Source organism: Gilliamella apicola, assembly GCF_000599985.1.
GTDB classification, from domain to species: domain Bacteria; phylum Pseudomonadota; class Gammaproteobacteria; order Enterobacterales; family Orbaceae; genus Gilliamella; species Gilliamella apicola.
In genome coordinates, this window is the sequence record NZ_CP007445.1 from 2,393,637 (window position 1) to 2,411,856 (window position 18,220).

At 35.3% G+C, this 18,220-nt stretch carries 16 protein-coding genes; 9 read left to right on the top strand and 7 right to left on the bottom strand.

From position 1 onward, the window contains the following. Window positions 1–333: 333 nt before the first annotated feature. Together lpcA and GAPWK_RS10755 are read left to right on the top strand one after the other, a co-directional pair. Window positions 334–912, top strand: a complete 579-nt coding sequence (gene lpcA, locus GAPWK_RS10750; RefSeq protein ID WP_025316230.1) for a D-sedoheptulose 7-phosphate isomerase — start codon at window positions 334–336, stop codon at window positions 910–912. A gap of 1 nt (window position 913) precedes the next feature. After that, window positions 914–1,693 carry a class II glutamine amidotransferase gene (locus tag GAPWK_RS10755; protein WP_025316231.1) on the top strand — a complete coding sequence of 260 codons (780 nt, stop codon included), beginning with the start codon at window positions 914–916 and terminating at the stop codon, window positions 1,691–1,693. Here the strand turns inward: GAPWK_RS10755 and mdtH are convergent. From mdtH to pncB, 6 genes are all read right to left on the bottom strand, one after another. After that, window positions 1,671–2,882, bottom strand: coding sequence for a multidrug efflux MFS transporter MdtH (gene mdtH / locus GAPWK_RS10760; RefSeq protein WP_025316232.1), 1,212 nt, complete (start codon window positions 2,880–2,882; stop codon window positions 1,671–1,673). The two genes, GAPWK_RS10755 and mdtH, sit on opposite strands and share 23 nt — an antisense overlap. Then, entirely contained in the window at window positions 2,883–3,341 is a 459-nt protein-coding gene (locus GAPWK_RS10765; RefSeq protein WP_025316233.1) for a methylglyoxal synthase, read from the bottom strand. It abuts the gene before it with no gap. Between the two features lie 137 nt (window positions 3,342–3,478). Continuing rightward, window positions 3,479–4,618 carry a porin gene (locus tag GAPWK_RS10770; protein WP_025316234.1) on the bottom strand — a complete coding sequence of 380 codons (1,140 nt, stop codon included), beginning with the start codon at window positions 4,616–4,618 and terminating at the stop codon, window positions 3,479–3,481. 304 nt (window positions 4,619–4,922) lie between these two features. Then, window positions 4,923–6,059: a porin gene (locus GAPWK_RS10775; protein WP_025316235.1), complete on the bottom strand. Its 1,137-nt coding sequence runs from the start codon at window positions 6,057–6,059 to the stop codon at window positions 4,923–4,925. Window positions 6,060–6,356: 297 nt separating this feature from the next. Further along, the gene (gene asnS, locus GAPWK_RS10780; RefSeq protein WP_025316236.1) at window positions 6,357–7,760 is read right to left on the bottom strand and encodes an asparagine--tRNA ligase; all 1,404 of its coding nucleotides are present in this window, start codon (window positions 7,758–7,760) and stop codon (window positions 6,357–6,359) included. Window positions 7,761–7,890: 130 nt separating this feature from the next. Further along, window positions 7,891–9,084, bottom strand: coding sequence for a nicotinate phosphoribosyltransferase (pncB, locus tag GAPWK_RS10785; RefSeq protein WP_025316237.1), 1,194 nt, complete (start codon window positions 9,082–9,084; stop codon window positions 7,891–7,893). A gap of 158 nt (window positions 9,085–9,242) precedes the next feature. Between pncB and pepN the strand changes: the two genes are divergently transcribed. Together pepN and GAPWK_RS10795 are read left to right on the top strand one after the other, a co-directional pair. Further along, complete coding sequence (pepN, locus tag GAPWK_RS10790; RefSeq protein ID WP_025316238.1) at window positions 9,243–11,876, top strand: aminopeptidase N; 2,634 nt, start codon at window positions 9,243–9,245, stop codon at window positions 11,874–11,876. Window positions 11,877–12,014: 138 nt separating this feature from the next. Next, window positions 12,015–12,350, top strand: coding sequence for a rhodanese-like domain-containing protein (locus tag GAPWK_RS10795; RefSeq protein ID WP_086271154.1), 336 nt, complete (start codon window positions 12,015–12,017; stop codon window positions 12,348–12,350). Window positions 12,351–12,410: 60 nt separating this feature from the next. Here the strand turns inward: GAPWK_RS10795 and GAPWK_RS10800 are convergent, their stop codons facing one another. Next, window positions 12,411–13,259, bottom strand: coding sequence for a MetQ/NlpA family ABC transporter substrate-binding protein (locus GAPWK_RS10800; protein ID WP_038517487.1), 849 nt, complete (start codon window positions 13,257–13,259; stop codon window positions 12,411–12,413). 184 nt (window positions 13,260–13,443) lie between these two features. Between GAPWK_RS10800 and GAPWK_RS10805 the strand changes: the two genes are divergently transcribed. The 5 genes from GAPWK_RS10805 to mlaE all read left to right on the top strand — a co-directional run bounded on the left by GAPWK_RS10805 (window position 13,444) and on the right by mlaE (window position 18,217). Beyond that, window positions 13,444–14,586: an amidohydrolase gene (locus tag GAPWK_RS10805; protein ID WP_025316241.1), complete on the top strand. Its 1,143-nt coding sequence runs from the start codon at window positions 13,444–13,446 to the stop codon at window positions 14,584–14,586. A gap of 10 nt (window positions 14,587–14,596) precedes the next feature. Beyond that, window positions 14,597–15,640, top strand: coding sequence for a methionine ABC transporter ATP-binding protein (locus GAPWK_RS10810; protein ID WP_025316242.1), 1,044 nt, complete (start codon window positions 14,597–14,599; stop codon window positions 15,638–15,640). Then, window positions 15,641–16,339, top strand: a complete 699-nt coding sequence (locus GAPWK_RS10815) for a methionine ABC transporter permease (RefSeq protein WP_025316243.1) — start codon at window positions 15,641–15,643, stop codon at window positions 16,337–16,339. A gap of 283 nt (window positions 16,340–16,622) precedes the next feature. Then, window positions 16,623–17,438 carry a phospholipid ABC transporter ATP-binding protein MlaF gene (gene mlaF / locus GAPWK_RS10820; RefSeq protein WP_038517491.1) on the top strand — a complete coding sequence of 272 codons (816 nt, stop codon included), beginning with the start codon at window positions 16,623–16,625 and terminating at the stop codon, window positions 17,436–17,438. After that, window positions 17,438–18,217 (top strand): lipid asymmetry maintenance ABC transporter permease subunit MlaE, encoded by a 780-nt coding sequence (gene mlaE / locus GAPWK_RS10825; RefSeq protein WP_086271159.1) that lies wholly within the window; start codon window positions 17,438–17,440, stop codon window positions 18,215–18,217. Before mlaF ends, mlaE begins: the two co-directional genes overlap by 1 nt. Window positions 18,218–18,220: the final 3 nt, after the last annotated feature.

Genomic DNA, 18,220 nt, shown 5'->3' on the forward strand with positions numbered 1-18,220 from the left:
TATTCGTGAAAATTTTCTTGTGAAATTGTATCACAAATTAACGGCTTATCCTATTGGCAAATAACGTTTCGAGCAAGCTTTCTCTGACAATTTACTGGAAAAGAAATACAAATATTTTGTCTATTAATACTCAATAATTTTTTATTACTCGTTAACATAACAAATTAATATATTAATCTGATAATTTCTTGTCACTTTCTCTTTCTTTACTTAAACGTATTCCTTAGCTGAAACTTTTTTATAAAATTTGTAATTTAATTTTTATTATCGCTTGCAAGCAGTTAGGAAAAAACTACAATGGTAAGAAGCTTTTTTAATTACGAGGTAGGACTGATGTATATTGACAACATTCGAAACGAATTAACTCAAGCAATTGAGGTATTAACGAACTTTGTTTCGGATAATAAAAATCTTGAAGCAATTCAACAAGCAGCGATATTAGTTGCTGATTCATTTAAGCAAGGTGGTAAAGTATTATCGTGCGGTAATGGCGGTTCTCATTGTGATGCTATGCATTTTGCTGAAGAGCTAACAGGTCGTTTTCGTGATAATCGTCCTTCCTATCCTGCGATTGCAATATCGGATGTAAGCCATATTTCATGTGTAGGTAATGATTATGGATTTGATTATATTTTTTCACGCTATGTTGAAGGTGTTGGTAACAAAGGCGATGTATTACTCGGTATTTCAACTTCAGGTAATTCAACCAATGTAATTAAAGCCATTGAAGCGGCTAAACAAAAAGGCATGAAGATTATTACATTAACAGGTAAAGATGGTGGTAAGATGAATGGTCTTGCTGATGTGGATATTCGTGTTCCACATTTTGGCTACGCAGATCGCGTACAAGAAATCCATATTAAAATTATCCATATTCTTATTCTGCTTATTGAAAAAGAGATGATCAAATAAAATGTGTGAACTATTAGGCATGAGTGCTAATGTGCCAACTGACATCTGTTTTAGTTTTACTAGCTTAATCAAACGAGGTGGGGATAAAGGTCCCCATAAAGATGGCTGGGGAATCACTTTCTATGAAGGAAAAGGTTGCCGTACATTCAAAGATCCTGAACCTTGTAGCTACTCAGCAATCGCCAAAATGGTTCAAGAATATCCTATAAAGTCTAAGGCTGTAATTGCGCATATTCGACAAGCGAATCGAGGCGGAGTCGCGCTTGAAAATACCCATCCATTTACGCGTCAGTTGTGGGGGAAAAATTGGACTTTTGCCCACAATGGCCAATTAACTGATTACCAAAATCTTGATACAGGCCTTTTTCAACCCGTCGGTGAAACAGACAGTGAGTATGCTTTTTGTTACTTAATTAACCAACTGCATCAAACGTATCCACAACAACCTACTGATGATTTAGCCTTATTTCGCTTTATAAAGCTTTGTGCTGATAATCTCAGTAAGCTGGGTATATTTAATATGCTACTTTCTGATGGGCAATTTGTCTTTGCTTACTGTACCACCAATCTACATTGGATAACCCGTAGAGCCCCCTTTGGCAAAGCAAAATTACTAGATGAAGATGTAGAAATTGATTTTCAAAAACATACAACTCCTAATGATGTAGTAACGATAATTTCTACGTTACCTTTAACGTCAAATGAGACATGGAATAAGCTTAACACCAGTGAAGCAATTTTATTTAAAGATGGTGAAATTAACCAATCTTTTTCATCTTAACGCGAACCAGTGGCGGTTCATCTTTAAATAAAAACTGTAAATACGCCAATGTTAATAGACCAACAAAGGTTAATATAATCCAAGGCAAGTGTGGGAAACCAATCTTTATTGCAATATCATAAAGCCATCCCGCACCGGTATAACCAATAAATCCTCCCAGAGCAAGTCCTAACCGACTAAACCCCATATAACTACCTTTAGCTTTAGGATTTGTTAGGACCGTTGATAAAGTTTCTCTGGCAGGTTCAGCAATAATCGCCCCTAAATAAAAGAGTGCAATCAGTGATAAAAGTATAGATAAATGTGTAGTAAAACCTATGATAATAAAAGCAAATGACATCAAAAATAGACCAAATTTAAGGCGTTGATCCAATCTAAAATATTTTTCACTTAAGCGTGCAAGTGGGTAAAGCAATACCAATGAAATACAAGCTTGAATTGCATACATCCATTTTACATAACTAGGGCTACCAGATACTTGCGTTATAGTGAGCGGTAACATCAACATTATCTGTACCCATAACACATAATATCCGGTCAGAGTAAGCACATAACGGGTAAATTTTTTATCTTTCACAACCATTTTCATACCATTAATGATCGGCGCTTTACCTATAGCAATATGGTAAGCAGGCAAAAAGAAAATATTAAAAATACCGCACAAAAAGAAAATAAAAGCCCCACACCAGCAAACTAAATGGAAGTCGTAATCAATTAAAATCCCACCAATGAGCGCTCCAATAACTGCACCTGCATTGTCTTGTATCATTAATAGCGAAATAAATTTGCCGCGCTCATGTGGACGAGTGAATTTAATGGTCAATCCCATGCGAGGTGGATCAAAAAGTAATCCTCCTAATGCTGAAAGCAAACAAGAAAGTATCAAAAGCCAAGGTTCGCTAGCAACCGCCATCGAAATAAATCCGACGCAACGCAAAAACATTCCAGTAACAATCATAGGCTTTGCGCCAAAACGATCGGCTATCGCACCACCAATAATACCAAAACCTTGTTGCACAAATTGACGAAAACCTAAAGCAAAACCGACAAATAGAGCACTCCATCCGACTTGACTTACAAAATGCGTCGAGACCAAAGGAAAAACTACGTAAAAACCTAAGACAATAAATAAATTATCCAATAAGAGTATTTGTCTGCCAGTTTTGCGAATTTGGGATGGTATTGGCATTTACTTAACTCTTTCAGCTAAATAACTTTGATAATCAGGAATTTCGATATCAACTTCTTGTTTAAAGATTGCCGATTGTATTAATGCATTAGCGGTAGCTTGGTTAGTAGCAACGGGTATATTCCAAACAGTTGATAACCTTAATAATGCTTTAACATCTGGATCGTGTGGTACAGCATTAAGTGGATCCCAAAAGAAGATAAGAATATCAATTTTACCTTCCGCAATTAATGCGCCTATTTGCTGATCACCGCCCATAGGACCACTAAGCATTGGTGTAATATTTAATCCTGTTTCTTTTTTAATTAAGGTGCCCGTTGTTCCTGTTCCACATAAATTATGATGTGCAAGCTCTTCTCGATTTTTTTGACACCAATTTAATAGTGATTGTTTCAAGTGATCATGCGCAACTAATGCAATATTTTTTCTTGCCGGTAATTTACGAGTGGTATAAAGCATTTTTGTTGTCCTAATTCTTTATTATTTTTTTAATTTTTTAACAGAGTATGAATTAAAGTGCAAGGGATATTTATTGATCAATTGATAATAAAAAAGGCACCGAAGTGCCTTTTTAGAATTTAATAAGTTACAACCAATTAGAATTGATAGATTAAACCAAGTGCAACGGTATCTTTAGTTGTAGCTTTAATTTGTGATTTAGTAAATGCACCGTCTTCGTAAAGCGCACGACGTGCACCAATATCATCTTTATCTAACAAGTTAATTTTGTAATCAATGATAGCTTGTAGGTTTTTGTTGAAGTCATAAGTTAGACCAACATCAACATATTTAGCTAGGTCATTACCTTTAAGGCCAGCATCGCTTGTTAAGCTAGATGCATCTTTAACTTTATGTTGGATATAAGCTAAAGATGGAGTTAAACGACCAACTTCAAAGTCGATACCATATTGTGCTACAAATTCAAAACCTTTAGTTTTTAAATCATCCGCACGACGCTCAGTTGTAGCATTGTCCCAACCATATTTTTGTTTTCCTTCAATATAAAGTGCTGCTAAATATAGATTATTGTTGTCATATTTAACACCTGCTGACCATGATTTAGCATCTTTATGACCACCTGTTTGTGCATATCCAGCACCAACAGTTAGACCAGTGTCAAGCACATCCCAATCTACCACTGAACCCCATGCTTCAGCACTGTTGTGACCATTTAGAGTATGTTCATTGAAATGACTAGTTGAACTATTATCACCATTGTCAGCGTATTGAACAGCAAAGCGTAAACCATTAACTAGACCGAAGAAATCTGAGTTACGGTAAGTTGCTACAGCTTTAGTACGTGCAGTTAAAGCATAAAGATTATTATCTGATGCATCGCCACCAAATTCAGGTAAAACATCGGTATATGAAGTTAAGGTTTTTAACACACCATCATTACGACCATAGTCGAATGAACCAAAATCACCAAAGTTTAAACCTGCAAATGCATAACGAGTTTCGTTATCTGCATTTTTGCCAGTTTTAGCTTCATATTCCCAACGACCATACCCCGTTAAACTATCAGTAACTTGGGTTTGTCCTGACATCCCCAAACGAGCAGTAGTTTTGTCACCTTCGCCAGTTTGATTGTTGCGATCAGTAATATAGTTTAAAGCATAAACTCGACCATAAAAGTCAACTTTATTACCATCTTTGTTCCATACTTCGATAGAAGCGTTAGCTGTACCTGCAATTAAAAGCGCAGGGATAGCAATTGCTAATAGATTACGTTTCATTTTGTTACCCTCGTAGGTATATTTTATTTTTAAAGAAGCAAATTACTTTGCTCTGGACTTAATAATTAACTACTAAAAATAGCAATTATATTATTACGGTGATATCTATTTTAGTTTTTAAAAATAGATTTTAATCGTACACACTATATATTTAACAATGTTCTTTAGATTAAATCTGAGGTTTTGCAATTATTTTAATATTTAATATTAATTTTTTTAAACATTAAATGTTTTTTTGCTCAAAAAGATAAATTTTAGGTAGTAAAAAAGGCACCTAAGTGCCTTTTTATAAGAGGTCAAGAGATTAGAATTGGTAAATTAAACCAACACCTAACACATCTTTTGTACCTGGTTTCCATTTGTCTTTACCACGTTTAGAGTTAGAATTCAATCTAGCACCTTTATCATCATCATCTAATAAGTTGAATTTGTATTCAACAATTGCACTAAAGTTTTTGTTTAAATCGTAAGTTGCACCTAAAGACACATATTTAGCTATAGGGGAATTCTCTCCACTCACATAATTATGTTTTGCGAAGTGCTTAGAATCTAATTTAGATTTATGTTGAACATAAGCTAAAGATGGAGTTAAACGACCTACTTCTAAATCAATACCATATTGAGCAACTAATTCAAAGCCTCTGATTTTTTCATCACGACGTACAGTATAACCATTAATCCATCTAGCGTCGGCTTTTTTCAGTTTACTTTGGAAGTAGTTAGCACCTAAATATAAGTCATAGTTTTCATATTTAAGACCACCAGCCCAAGTATTATGACGTGTACCTTTCTTTGTTGTTTGAGCATAACCTGCGCCAGCAGTTAAACCTGTATCAAAAATACGCCATTGTGCATTTGCACCATAAGCTTCTCTTGATTGATGATTGATTCTGTCTGTATGAATAAGACTAGAATTATCACCATTATCTGCATATTGTAAAGCAAAGCTGAAGTCATCAGACAAACCAAAGAAGTTGTTGTTACGATAAGTTGCTACAGCTTTAGTACGAGAAGAAAGTACGTTCCATGTGTTATTTGACGCGTCACCACCAAATTGTGGTAATACGTCAGTATAAGCAGTGATTGCTTTTAACACACCATCGTTACGACCATAATCGAATGAACCTAAGTCACCAAAGTTCAAACCAGCAAATGCATAACGAACTTCGTTGTGAGAATCTTTACCAGCATCAGCTTCATATTCCCAACGACCATAACCAACTACGCTATCAGTGATTTGAGTTTGACCAGACATACCTAGACGAGCTGATGTATCATCACCTTGACCTTTTTGAGCACGGTCAGTGATGTTGTTAGCAGCTTTTACTCGACCATAAAAGTCAACTTTGTTGCCGTCTTTGTTCCATACTTCAATAGAAGCGTTTGCACCAGCTGCAACTAAAAGTGCAGGAATAGCGATTGCTAATAAATTAAGTTTCATTTTTTACCCTCATGGTTATTTTAATACTGACACAGTCCATAGGATTTGAGTCAATTTTTACTACAATGATTATTCATCCAAAAATAATATCTTTATCTATTATTTTTATCTAATTTTTCACAGCAGTGTAAATTATGTATAAATTTTAATTAAAATCAAGTGAACTTTTCGTTAAACATGATGTCTAATGTTAAAAAAGGGTTTGTTTGGCTACTTTTTGTACTTTTTTGGATTTTGATTAGTTTTTTTTATCTAAACCGACTTAATATCGGTTTAGACATATGAAATGCGATCAGGTTAGAAATTTGCGTTGCGTGGTGTTCTTGGGAATGGAATAACATCTCTGACATTTTGTACACCCGTGACATAGACAATTAAGCGTTCAAATCCCAGACCAAAACCAGAGTGAGGGACTGTACCATAGCGACGTAAATCACGATACCACCAGTAGTCTTCTTTTTTGAGACCCATTTCGTCCATACGTTTATCTAGCATATCTAAACGTTCTTCACGTTGTGAGCCACCAATAATTTCACCAATGCCTGGCGCTAACACATCCATTGCTGCTACCGTTTTCCCATCATCATTCATGCGCATATAAAATGCTTTAATGTCTTTAGGGTAGTTTTTAACAACAACAGGCGCTTTAAAATGTTGCTCAGCTAAATAACGTTCATGTTCCGAAGCTAAATCAATCCCCCAACTCACTGGATTTTCAAATTTAGCATCACAATTTTGTAAAATAGTGATTGCATCTGTGTAATCAACTTGTGCAAAATCGGCATTTATAAAGTTTTCTAGGCGAGTAATTGCATCTTTATCAATATGTTGAGCAAAAAATTGCATATCGTCAGCACGTTTTTCAAGTACTGTCTTAAATACATATTTCAGCATGTCTTCAGCTAGCTTGGCGTTATCATCAAGATCAGCAAACGCAACTTCAGGCTCCATCATCCAAAACTCGGCTAAATGGCGCGTAGTATTTGAATTCTCAGCTCTAAAAGTTGGACCAAAAGTATAGACTTTAGAAAGCGCACAAGCATAAGTTTCAGCATTTAATTGACCTGATACGGTTAAAAACGCTTCTTTACCAAAAAAGTCTTTATCGTAATCAATTTTATCATTATCGTTTTTTGGAAGATTCAACATATCAAGCGTTGAGACACGAAACATCTCGCCCGCACCTTCGGTATCCGATGCCGTAATAATTGGCGTAGAAAGCCAAAAAAAGCCACGTTCATCAAAAAATTGATGAATAGCTTGAGCAAGCGTATGACGAACACGCGTTATTGCACCGACAATATTGGTTCTTGCGCGTAAGTGAGCTACTTCACGCAAATATTCAATTGAGTGACGTTTCGCCGCCATAGGATAAGTTTCAGGATCATCAACAAAGCCATACACATCAACCTGTGTTGCTTGTAATTCGTATTTTTGCCCTTGCCCTGGTGACTCCACAACTTTACCTGTGACTTTAACCGAACAACCAGCAGTTAAACGCAAAATATCTTGTTCATAATTAGGTAAATTATTCTCGATAACAGCTTGAATCGGCGAAAAGCAAGAGCCATCATAAACTGCTAGAAATGAGATACCTGCTTTAGAATCACGGCGAGTTCTTACCCAACCTTGAACGGAAATGGTGCTACCAACGGCGATTTTGCCTTGTAACACATCAACAATAGGTGCAACTGAATTCATTTTAATTATCCATCTCTACATTAATTTGTTTAAATAAATTTTAACGATTCCCCATAATAAAATGGAATTAATACTCAATTAGAAATTTTTTATACAGATTTACTTTTATAAGATTAATAATAATTTATTATTAATATTTAACATTGAAAGTTTGTTTTAACTCATCAATAAAAGCTAAATCTTGAGATATTGTTTTACCTGGACTATCAGATAATTTAGCCACTGATTGATTATTGCATTGCGTTAATTTAATCACAATATTCAAAGCTTTGGTATTCGCTTCGGTTGACGGAATATCACACGCCAAAAAGCCACCAATACCGAATGACAGTTTTACCCGATGATTAAAATGGTTATAAATTTTAATGGCTTTATCAAAATTTAAACTATCAGAAAAAACGAGTAATTTAGTTTTAGGATCTATTCCTAACTGCTGATAATGCGCTATAGCTTTTTCACCCCATTCAATAGAATCGCCTGAATCATGGCGGAGTCCTTGATAACAAGAAGCAAAATGATGATCGAAATCACGCAAAAAAGCATCCATAGTAATACAATCAGTTAAAGCAATATCTAAATCATTAGGATACTCATCTAACCAAACTCGAAGCGCATCTTTTTGACAATCTTTCAAAATTGGACTTAATCGTTGATGCGCTTGGAACCATTCATGAGCTTGTGTGCCAACGGGAGTTAACCCTAAACGATAGGCAAGTAAATAGTTGCTGGTGCTATTAAAATTGTGAAAATTATCTTTCAAATAGCTAACAACGGCTTCTTGTACCGCAAACGAATAACGCCGACGCGTACCAAAATCCATTAAACTAAAACTAGACATATCCATATTAGCCGTTTGTTCATTAAATATAGCTAATTTATCTTTTAGTCTAGCGATTGCCTCTGGTACGCCGATTTGTGGCGAACGATCCTTATGTACAATTTCACTAATTACCGCAAGCAGGGGGACTTCCCATAAAATAACATCTAACCATTTACCTTCAATTGAAACTTCTAATACACCATCTTCATTTTTTATGGTAAGTAAATCGCTATTGAAGTGCCAACCTTTAAGCCAATTTAAATAGTCGGATTTAAAAAAAGGAATGGCAGATAAATAGTTGAATTCATCATCCGTAAGCGATAATGATTCCATTAATTTAACTTGATACATTATTTCTTCAGCATAATGTCCTAATAAATCATCACTTCGACAACGGAACTGCGCAACAACGGTTGCATCTGGGTAATGATGAAAAACGGCTTGTTGCATATGCAATTTATATGCATCAGTATCTAAAATTGATGTAATTATTGCTGGTAACATATGTATCTATTATTACTACTATAAAGAAAATTCCTCAGATTATAGCAGAATAATAGTGAAGATATAGATTAATTATGTAATAAGATTATTTTTAATCAGCTATAATACTAACTAAATAGGATATAGATTGAATACCAACCAAAAAGGTCACGACAAAAATGAATACCAAAACAGCTGAATTACAGCCCATTGCCAAATATCGTCTCGATTATAAAACTCCAGATTTTACCATTACAGACATTGATCTTGATTTTGATTTGGCGCCAGAAACAACCACTGTCACTGCTCGTAGCCGTGTTGTGCAAAAAAACCAGCAAGCAAACGATCTCATTTTAGATGGTGAGGACCTTAAGCTCATTTCGATCAACATTAATGAACAACCTTGGCAAGATTATCAAATCACTGAAACAGGTCTAATCATTCAAAATGTTCCAAGCGAATTCACCCTTACCATTGTTAACGAAATTAAGCCAATTGATAATACAGCGCTGGAAGGATTATACGTTTCAGGTGAAGCACTATGCACTCAATGCGAAGCAGAAGGATTTAGACATATCACCTATTATCTTGATCGTCCTGATGTTCTTGCTCGCTTTTCAACTCGAATCACTGCCAATAAACAACATTATCCTTATCTACTTTCTAATGGTAACCGTATTGCACAAGGTGAACTTGCTGACGGTCGTCATTGGGTTCAATGGCAAGACCCTTTCCCTAAACCAGCCTATCTATTTGCATTAGTTGCAGGTGATTTTGACATATTGAGAGATCAATTTATTACTCAATCTAATCGTAAGGTTGATTTAGAAATTTATGTAGATAAAGGTAATTTAGACCGTTCACATTGGGCTATGACGAGCTTAAAGAATTCAATGCGCTGGGATGAAACACGCTTTGGTTTAGAATACGATTTAGATATTTTCATGATCGTTGCGGTTGATTTTTTCAATATGGGCGCAATGGAAAATAAAGGTTTGAATATCTTTAACTCCAAATATGTATTAGCTAAACCAGAAACAGCAACCGATACCGACTATTTGGGGATTGAAGGTGTAATTGGTCACGAATATTTTCACAATTGGACAGGCGATCGGGTTACTTGTCGAGATTGGTTCCAACTTAGCTTAAAAGAAGGATTAACGGTGTTTCGAGATCAAGAATTCAGTTCAGACATGGGTTCAAGAGCCGTTAAACGTATTGATGACGTTAAATTAATGCGCACTGTACAGTTTGCCGAAGATGCTAGTCCGATGTCACACCCTATTCGCCCTGACCAAGTTATTGAAATGAATAATTTTTACACGGTAACCGTGTATGAGAAAGGTGCAGAAGTGATTCGTATGATGCATACTCTATTAGGCGAAGACAAATTCCAAGCGGGTATGAAGCTCTATTTTGAACGTCATGACGGTAGCGCAGCAACATGTGATGATTTTGTAGCAGCAATGCAAGATGCATCAGGAATCGATTTAACTCAATTCAAATTATGGTATAGCCAATCAGGAACACCTGAATTAACTGTTACTGATAGTTATGACTCCAAAAATCAGCAATATACTTTAACAGTCGAGCAACATACTCCTGCAACTCAAGATCAAGCGAAAAAACAAGCACTGCATATTCCGCTAGATATTGAATTATATCAACATAATGGTCAAGTAATTACACTACAATATCAAGGTAAACCTATTCACCATGTTTTAAATTTAACTCAGTCTAAACAGCAATTTATTTTTGAACATGTTAATGAAAAACCCATTATTTCACTATTACGGGATTTTTCAGCACCGGTTAAATTAACTTATGATTATCAAGATGATGATCTTATTTTTTTGATGCAACATGCGACTAATGCTTTTAGTCGTTATGATGCCGCACAAATGTTGTTGGCAAAATATGTACGTTTAAATGTAGAAAATTTACAAGAAAACCGTGAATTAACACTGCCAGAATCAGTATTAGATGCCTTTAGAGCAGTATTATTATCAGAAACGGCAGATCCAGCTTTAATTGCACAAATTTTGACTTTACCGTCTGAAAACGAATTAGCCAATTTATTTAAGGTCATCGATCCAACAGCCATTTATCAAGTTCGTCAGTTTTTACTAAGTCGTTTTGCCAATGGACTGAACGACGAATTAAATGCTGTTTATTTTAATAATAAAGTCGCTGACTATCATATTGAACATAAAGATATTGCTAAGCGATCACTTAAAAACTGCTGTTTAACTTTATTAGCCTATGCGGATAATAAATCCCATGCCAACACATTAGTAAGTCAGCAATACTATCACGCTAATAACATGACGGATTGCTTAGCTGCTCTAACTACAGCAGTTAAAGCGCAACTTGATTGTTACAATGAATTGTTAACTGATTTTGATAATAAATGGCATCAAGATGGCTTGGTAATGGACAAATGGCTATCCCTTAATGCAACAAGTCCAGATACCCATGTGCTATCAACTGTGAAGAAATTATTAACTCACCGTTCATTCTCAATGAGTAATCCAAATCGCATTCGTGCATTAATTGGAGCTTTTGTAAATAATAACCCTGTTGCTTTTCATGCTGAAGATGGAAGTGGTTATCATTTCTTAGTTGAAATCTTGACTGAGTTGAACCAGAAAAATCCACAAGTTGCTGCTAGATTAATCGATCCACTAATTCGGTTGAAACGTTATGGCGAAAAACGTCAACAACTGATGCGAACAGCGCTTGAACGATTACTAAAACTTGATAATCTCTCTAAAGATTTATATGAAAAAATTAGTAAAGCCTTAGTGGCATAATTAATAAAACATATCATCCGACATAATTATAGTTGGATGATATGACTTTATTATTTGATGTTTTTTACTAAAACGTATAGTTAACCTCAAACTTTTTGACATTTTTACCTTTTAAAAAAATAATATAACGGACTTTAAATGACAATTACCATAAAAGAAATAACACCTGCTGAGCTAGCACAAAAAATAGAGGCATCTGAAAAGTTATTCTTACTTGATGTCCGTGAACCTAATGAAGTTGCCATTTGTAGTATTAATGGATCAACACATATACCAATGAATCTCATTCCATTATATTTAGATGAAATTCCTGATGAAATTGATATCGTTATTTACTGCCACCGCGGTGTTAGAAGCTTAAATGTGGCTAACTATTTAGCCGAAAATGGCTTTGATACCGAGTATTTATATAACCTTACAGGTGGGATCGACGCTTGGGCACTCGCTATTGATGAACAGATGACAAGGTATTAAAAAGCCCTGACTAAACGGGCTTTATAATATTATATACTTTATATTAATGGGTATTTTGTTTTATTCCTTAGGCATTACCCAATAACCATTTTGATTATGCTCTTTCATATAATCTTTAAACTGTTGGGATTGATAAATACGTTTAACATCTTGAGCCCACTGACTGTTTTCATTACCACCGTTCACAACAACCATAATTTCTAAATCAGGAATAATAGTTTCTGAAAGTAACGCTTTATTTGAGTCAATGTTAGCTGAATAAACGATACTTCCTGGTATCACAGCAAAATCAACTTCGTTCATGACACGAGGTATATTAGCAGAATCCATTTCAACAATTTCAATGTCCGCAATATTTTGAGCGATATCATTTTTACTAACGATGATTGGATTAGCATTTTCCTTCAATTTTATCCAACCTGCTTTTTCGAGTAAGTTATAAGAACGTGCTGCATTTGACGCATCTTGTGGAATGGCGACTTTAGCCCCCGCAAAAACTTGCTGCAATGAGGTATATTTATTCGAAAATATGGCTGCCGGTACAGACGGCACATGAACCACTGGCTTTAAATTAGCTTTGCGCTGACTATTAAAAACATCCATATAAGCAGTATGCTGAGCGACCGTTAAATCAATACTACCTTCGCTTAAAGCAACATCCGATTCAAGCAAATGTGGAAAATTGACCAACTTAACCTTGTAACCTTCTGATTCTAATATTGGCTTAACAGCATCTTTAAAAAGATCATTATAAGGACCTGGTGATACCCCCATACTAATCTCTTTTTTGGTTTGATTATTAGCTTGCTTGGATGAATCGTTACAAGCATTTATAAAAAATGCAGAACATACGATGAATGCTAATGATAGGTATTTAAATAATTTTTGTCTTATAAAACATATTTTCATGTGTGCTACCCTTTGTAAGCTATAAAAATTAAATACACTCTAACATAGAAAAAATAGTTCATTTATTCCAAGTAATTCTATCTTATAACTTTTTGGAATAAGATATAAAAAACGATTATTAGAGAGATAAATACGCCTATGTTACCGTTAATACTATCAATCATTATTAATCGTTGGATATATTATGAGTCAAACTATCGCCGATACTATTCATAAACTTTTTGTTGAGTTACACCAAAATCCTGAACTTTCTAATCAGGAATTTGAAACAACAAAGCGATTAAAATCTTATTTACAAAAAGCTAACATACGTATTTTGGAATTAGGCGCTAAAACAGGTGTGATAGCAGAAATAGGCTCAGGTTCACCAGTGCTAGCACTACGTGCTGATATTGATGCATTGCCTATTCAAGAACAAACCACTTGTGACTACCGTTCAAAAAATCCAGATGTGATGCACGCCTGTGGGCACGATGTACATGCATCTATTTTAATGGGAGCGGCTTACTTACTAAAAGCACATGAAAAAGATTTAAAAGGAACAATTCGATTACTGTTTCAGCCTGCTGAAGAAAACTTTAGTGGTGCATTACACTTTATTGAAATTGGTGCATTAAAAGGCGTTGATGCAATATTAGGGCAACATAATAATCCCAATTTAACCATAAATCAGATGGCATCATGTGCTGGGCCGTTTTCTGCTAATGTTGATCGTATCGAAATTACTGTTAAAGGTGTGGGTGCACATGCAGCAAGACCAGAAACGGGCATTGATCCTATCGTTGTTGGCGCTCAAATAGTTAACGCAGTTCAAACAATATCCAGTCGAGGTGTAAGTGGATTAGATGCGGTTATAGTCAGTATTACCAAATTTCAAGGAGGAAATACTTGGAATGTTATTCCCGAAACGGTAGAAATGGAGGGAACGGTTAGAACGCTCACTCCAGATATTAGAGCTAAAGTTAAAAAGCTGCTAAAAAATATTACGGAAAATATTGCTTCTGCCTTAGGCGCGCAAGCTGAGCTACGCTGGTTTGATGGTCCACCATCCATTATTAATGATGCTAAATGGGTTGAATTTGCCAAACAAGTTGCTAAACATGCAAATTATGAAATCGTCGACTTTAAACCTCAACTTGGTGGCGAAGATTTTGCTCATTACTTACACCATGTTCCTGGCGCCTTTATTAACCTTGGTTCACAAAGCCCTTACGCAGTACATCATCCTAAATTTCAGCTTAATCGAGATATGATAATGCCTGCGGTTAAATATTTATCTGAACTTGCCAAGCAAGCACTAATCCAATTAGCACAAGATAAAAAGTAGGCGGTAACTCATGATTAAATTTGAAAATGTATCAAAACAATACGAGCGCAATGGCATTACTACCCAAGCATTAAATAATATTAATCTAACTATAGCGAAAGGTGATATTTATGGCATTATCGGTTACAGCGGTGCAGGAAAAAGCACACTTGTTCGTTTAATTAACTTTCTTGAAAGACCCACTGAAGGTAGTGTCAGGATTCACAATCAATTACTTAATCAACTATCTAGTCAAGAGTTACGCCAAGTTCGTCGAAAAATCGGCATGATCTTCCAGCATTTTAATTTACTTGAATCAAAAACCGTATTTGAAAATGTTGCCATTCCATTAGTCCTAATCAAAAAAGATAAACAAACGATTAAACAAAAAGTATATGAACTATTGGAATTTGTGGGATTAAGTGATAAAGCTAATAGCTATCCTAAAGAGCTGTCGGGAGGGCAAAAACAGCGCATAGGTATTGCGCGAGCTTTAGCTAACAATCCAGATATATTGTTGTGTGACGAAGCTACATCAGCACTTGATCCACAAACGACTCAATCCATTTTAGATTTAATAAAGCAAATCAATGAAAAATATAAAATAACCGTAGTATTAATCACTCATGAAATGAGTGTTATTGAACGAATTTGTCATAAAGTTGCCGTTATGGAAAAAGGTAACATCATCGAGCATGGTAATGTGCTTGATGTATTTGGTCACCCGAGACATCATACGACACAAAATTTTGTCAGCTCTGTGATAAACGATCAAATTCCAAGTGGTGTAGTTGAAAATTTATTAAAAATTGAAGGAAACAAAAATAATATCAAATTATTTAAATTGGAGTTTTTAGGACGTTCAGCCTCTGAGCCAGTCATTAATTCACTCATTTTACAACAAATAGTTATCGTGAATATTTTATTTGCCCATATGTCAGAAATCGAAAAAACGGTTTTAGGCAGTATGTTTGTTCAATTAAAAGGAGAAGATAACAACATTGACAAAGCGGTACACTATTTACGTGAACGTGGTGTGCAAGTTACCGAAATAAAACAATGGGAGATTAATTAAATGCAAATAATAAATAATATACTTAGTTATTTAAGCACAACATTTGCTACTACAGTCACCTCTGATCAGTTTATACAAGCATCTTACGAAACCTTGATTATGGTCGTCTTTTCATTAATATTGGGCTCATTGATTGGTATTCCACTTGGTATCTGTTTAGTAACCACTCGTCCTTCTGGTCTACTTGAAAATAAACGGGTCTATCGCATCATCAATCCAATCATTAATCTAGTACGTTCATTGCCATTTATTATTCTACTTGTGGCAATTTTGCCTTTAACAAAGTTTATTGTCGGCAGTTCAATTGGTACTACAGCAGCAATTGTTCCACTCACTTTTTATGTGGCTCCTTACATAGCTCGATTAGTGGAAAACTCGTTATTAGATGTAAAAAGTGGTATCATTGAAGCTGCTGAAGCTATGGGCGCAACACCAATCCAAATAATTTGGCACTTTATGTTACCAGAAGCTTTTAGCTCATTACTTTTAACGCTTACAACTGCCACAATTGGCTTAATTGGAGCTACCGCAATGGCAGGTGCTATTGGTGCTGGCGGTATCGGCGATTTAGCAGTTTCATACGGTTATCAACGTTTTGACACGACGGTAACTTACATCTGTGTGTTTATTTTAGTTATTGTCATTCAATTTGTACAAAGTACGGGTAACTACTTAGCCCGCAAGGCACGGCATGAATAGCTTAATTAAATGATAATATATAGAGTAAATTACACTTTTTTATTACATAAGTCCTTTTACAAAGGTCCAAATACTATTTTATTGCATATTAATAAAAAGTAATGAATGTTAAAAAGTTTCAGGTTAACTATACGTTCGAGTTTAAAACAGACTAATAAACTCGTTATAACATGTTTAAATTAGTAAGAACAGACTCACTGATAATAGGTTTAATAGATTTCATTATTTATAAATATCAAGTAAAATAGGCGAAATTTTAATTCTGGTAGTGTAGGAAATCATTGTGACTGACGCATTACAGCCCAATTTGGTCGAAATACATGATATGTCTTTCTATCGTGGAACACGACCTATTTATAAAAATATGAGTTTGACCGTTCAAAAAGGTAAAATAACTGCTATTATGGGACCTTCTGGAATTGGTAAAACTACACTATTAAGACTGATTGGTGGACAATTAAAACCACAAACAGGATTCATTTTATTTGATGGTGAAGACATACCAAGCATGTCTCGCTCAAGACTATATGAAGTACGCAAGCGCATGAGCATGCTATTCCAATCTGGCGCGTTATTTACTGACCTATCTGTATTTGATAATGTCGCTTATCCTCTGCGTGAACATCTTAAATTACCTGAACCAATATTACATAACTTGGTATTGATGAAGTTACAATCCGTAGGACTTCGCGGTGCAGCAAATATGATGCCATCAGAATTATCTGGTGGGATGGCTAGGCGAGCAGCATTAGCAAGAGCAATTGCGCTTGATCCTGATTTGATCATGTTTGATGAACCTTTTGCTGGGCAAGACCCAATTTCAATGGGTGTAATCGTTAAACTTATTTCTGAGATAAATCAATCGTTAGGATTAACATGTATCGTAGTCAGTCATGATGTAAGCGAAGTGTTGAGTATTGCCGATTACGCCTACATTGTAGCAGAACAACATATTATTGCAGGTGGTACTTCAGAACAACTACGTGACAATGATGATTTACGAGTCAAACAATTCCTGGAAGGACTTGCAGATGGGCCAGTACCTTTTCATTATCCTGCGAATGATTACAAATTGGACCTAAGCAGAGGTATAAAATAATGTCGAATTTACTCGCTAAAATGGGACAATGGTTTATAAATGTGATCGCCATGATAGGGCGCTCAGGAATAATGCTATTTGGCGCATTAATTGGTCAACCACAATTTAAAAAACAATTCCCATTACTAGTCAAACAATTCTATTTTGTTGGTGTACAATCACTATCCATTATTATCGTATCAGGTCTGTTTATTGGCATGGTACTAGCGCTACAAGGCTACTTTATTTTAACAACATTTGGTGCTGAAGCTAGTTTAGGTATGTTAGTTGCACTTGCATTGTTACGAGAGCTAGGACCTGTTGTTGCAGGATTACTTTTTGCTGGTCGTGCAGGTTCTGCCTTAACGGCTGAAATCGGTCTTATGAAAGCTACCGAGCAACTATCAAGTATGGAAATGATGGCAGTTGATCCTTTACGCCGCATTATAGCTCCACGGTTTTGGGCAGGATTTTTTAGCATGCCATTTTTAACAGCGATTTTTGTTGCGGTAGGAATCATAGGTGGCGTATTAGTTGGTGTAGATTGGAAAGGTATTGACGCAGGGTTCTTTTGGTCATCCATCCAAAGTAATGTCGATTGGTGGCATGATTTAGGTAACTGTTTTGTTAAAAGTTTTGCATTTGCTATTGCCAGTACTTGGATTGCACTTTTTAATGGATACGATTGTGTACCAACATCAGAAGGAATTAGTCGGGCAACAACTAATACAGTTGTTTATTCATCATTAGTTATTTTGGGGTTAGATTTTATTTTAACCGCATTAATGTTTAGTAATTGAGGT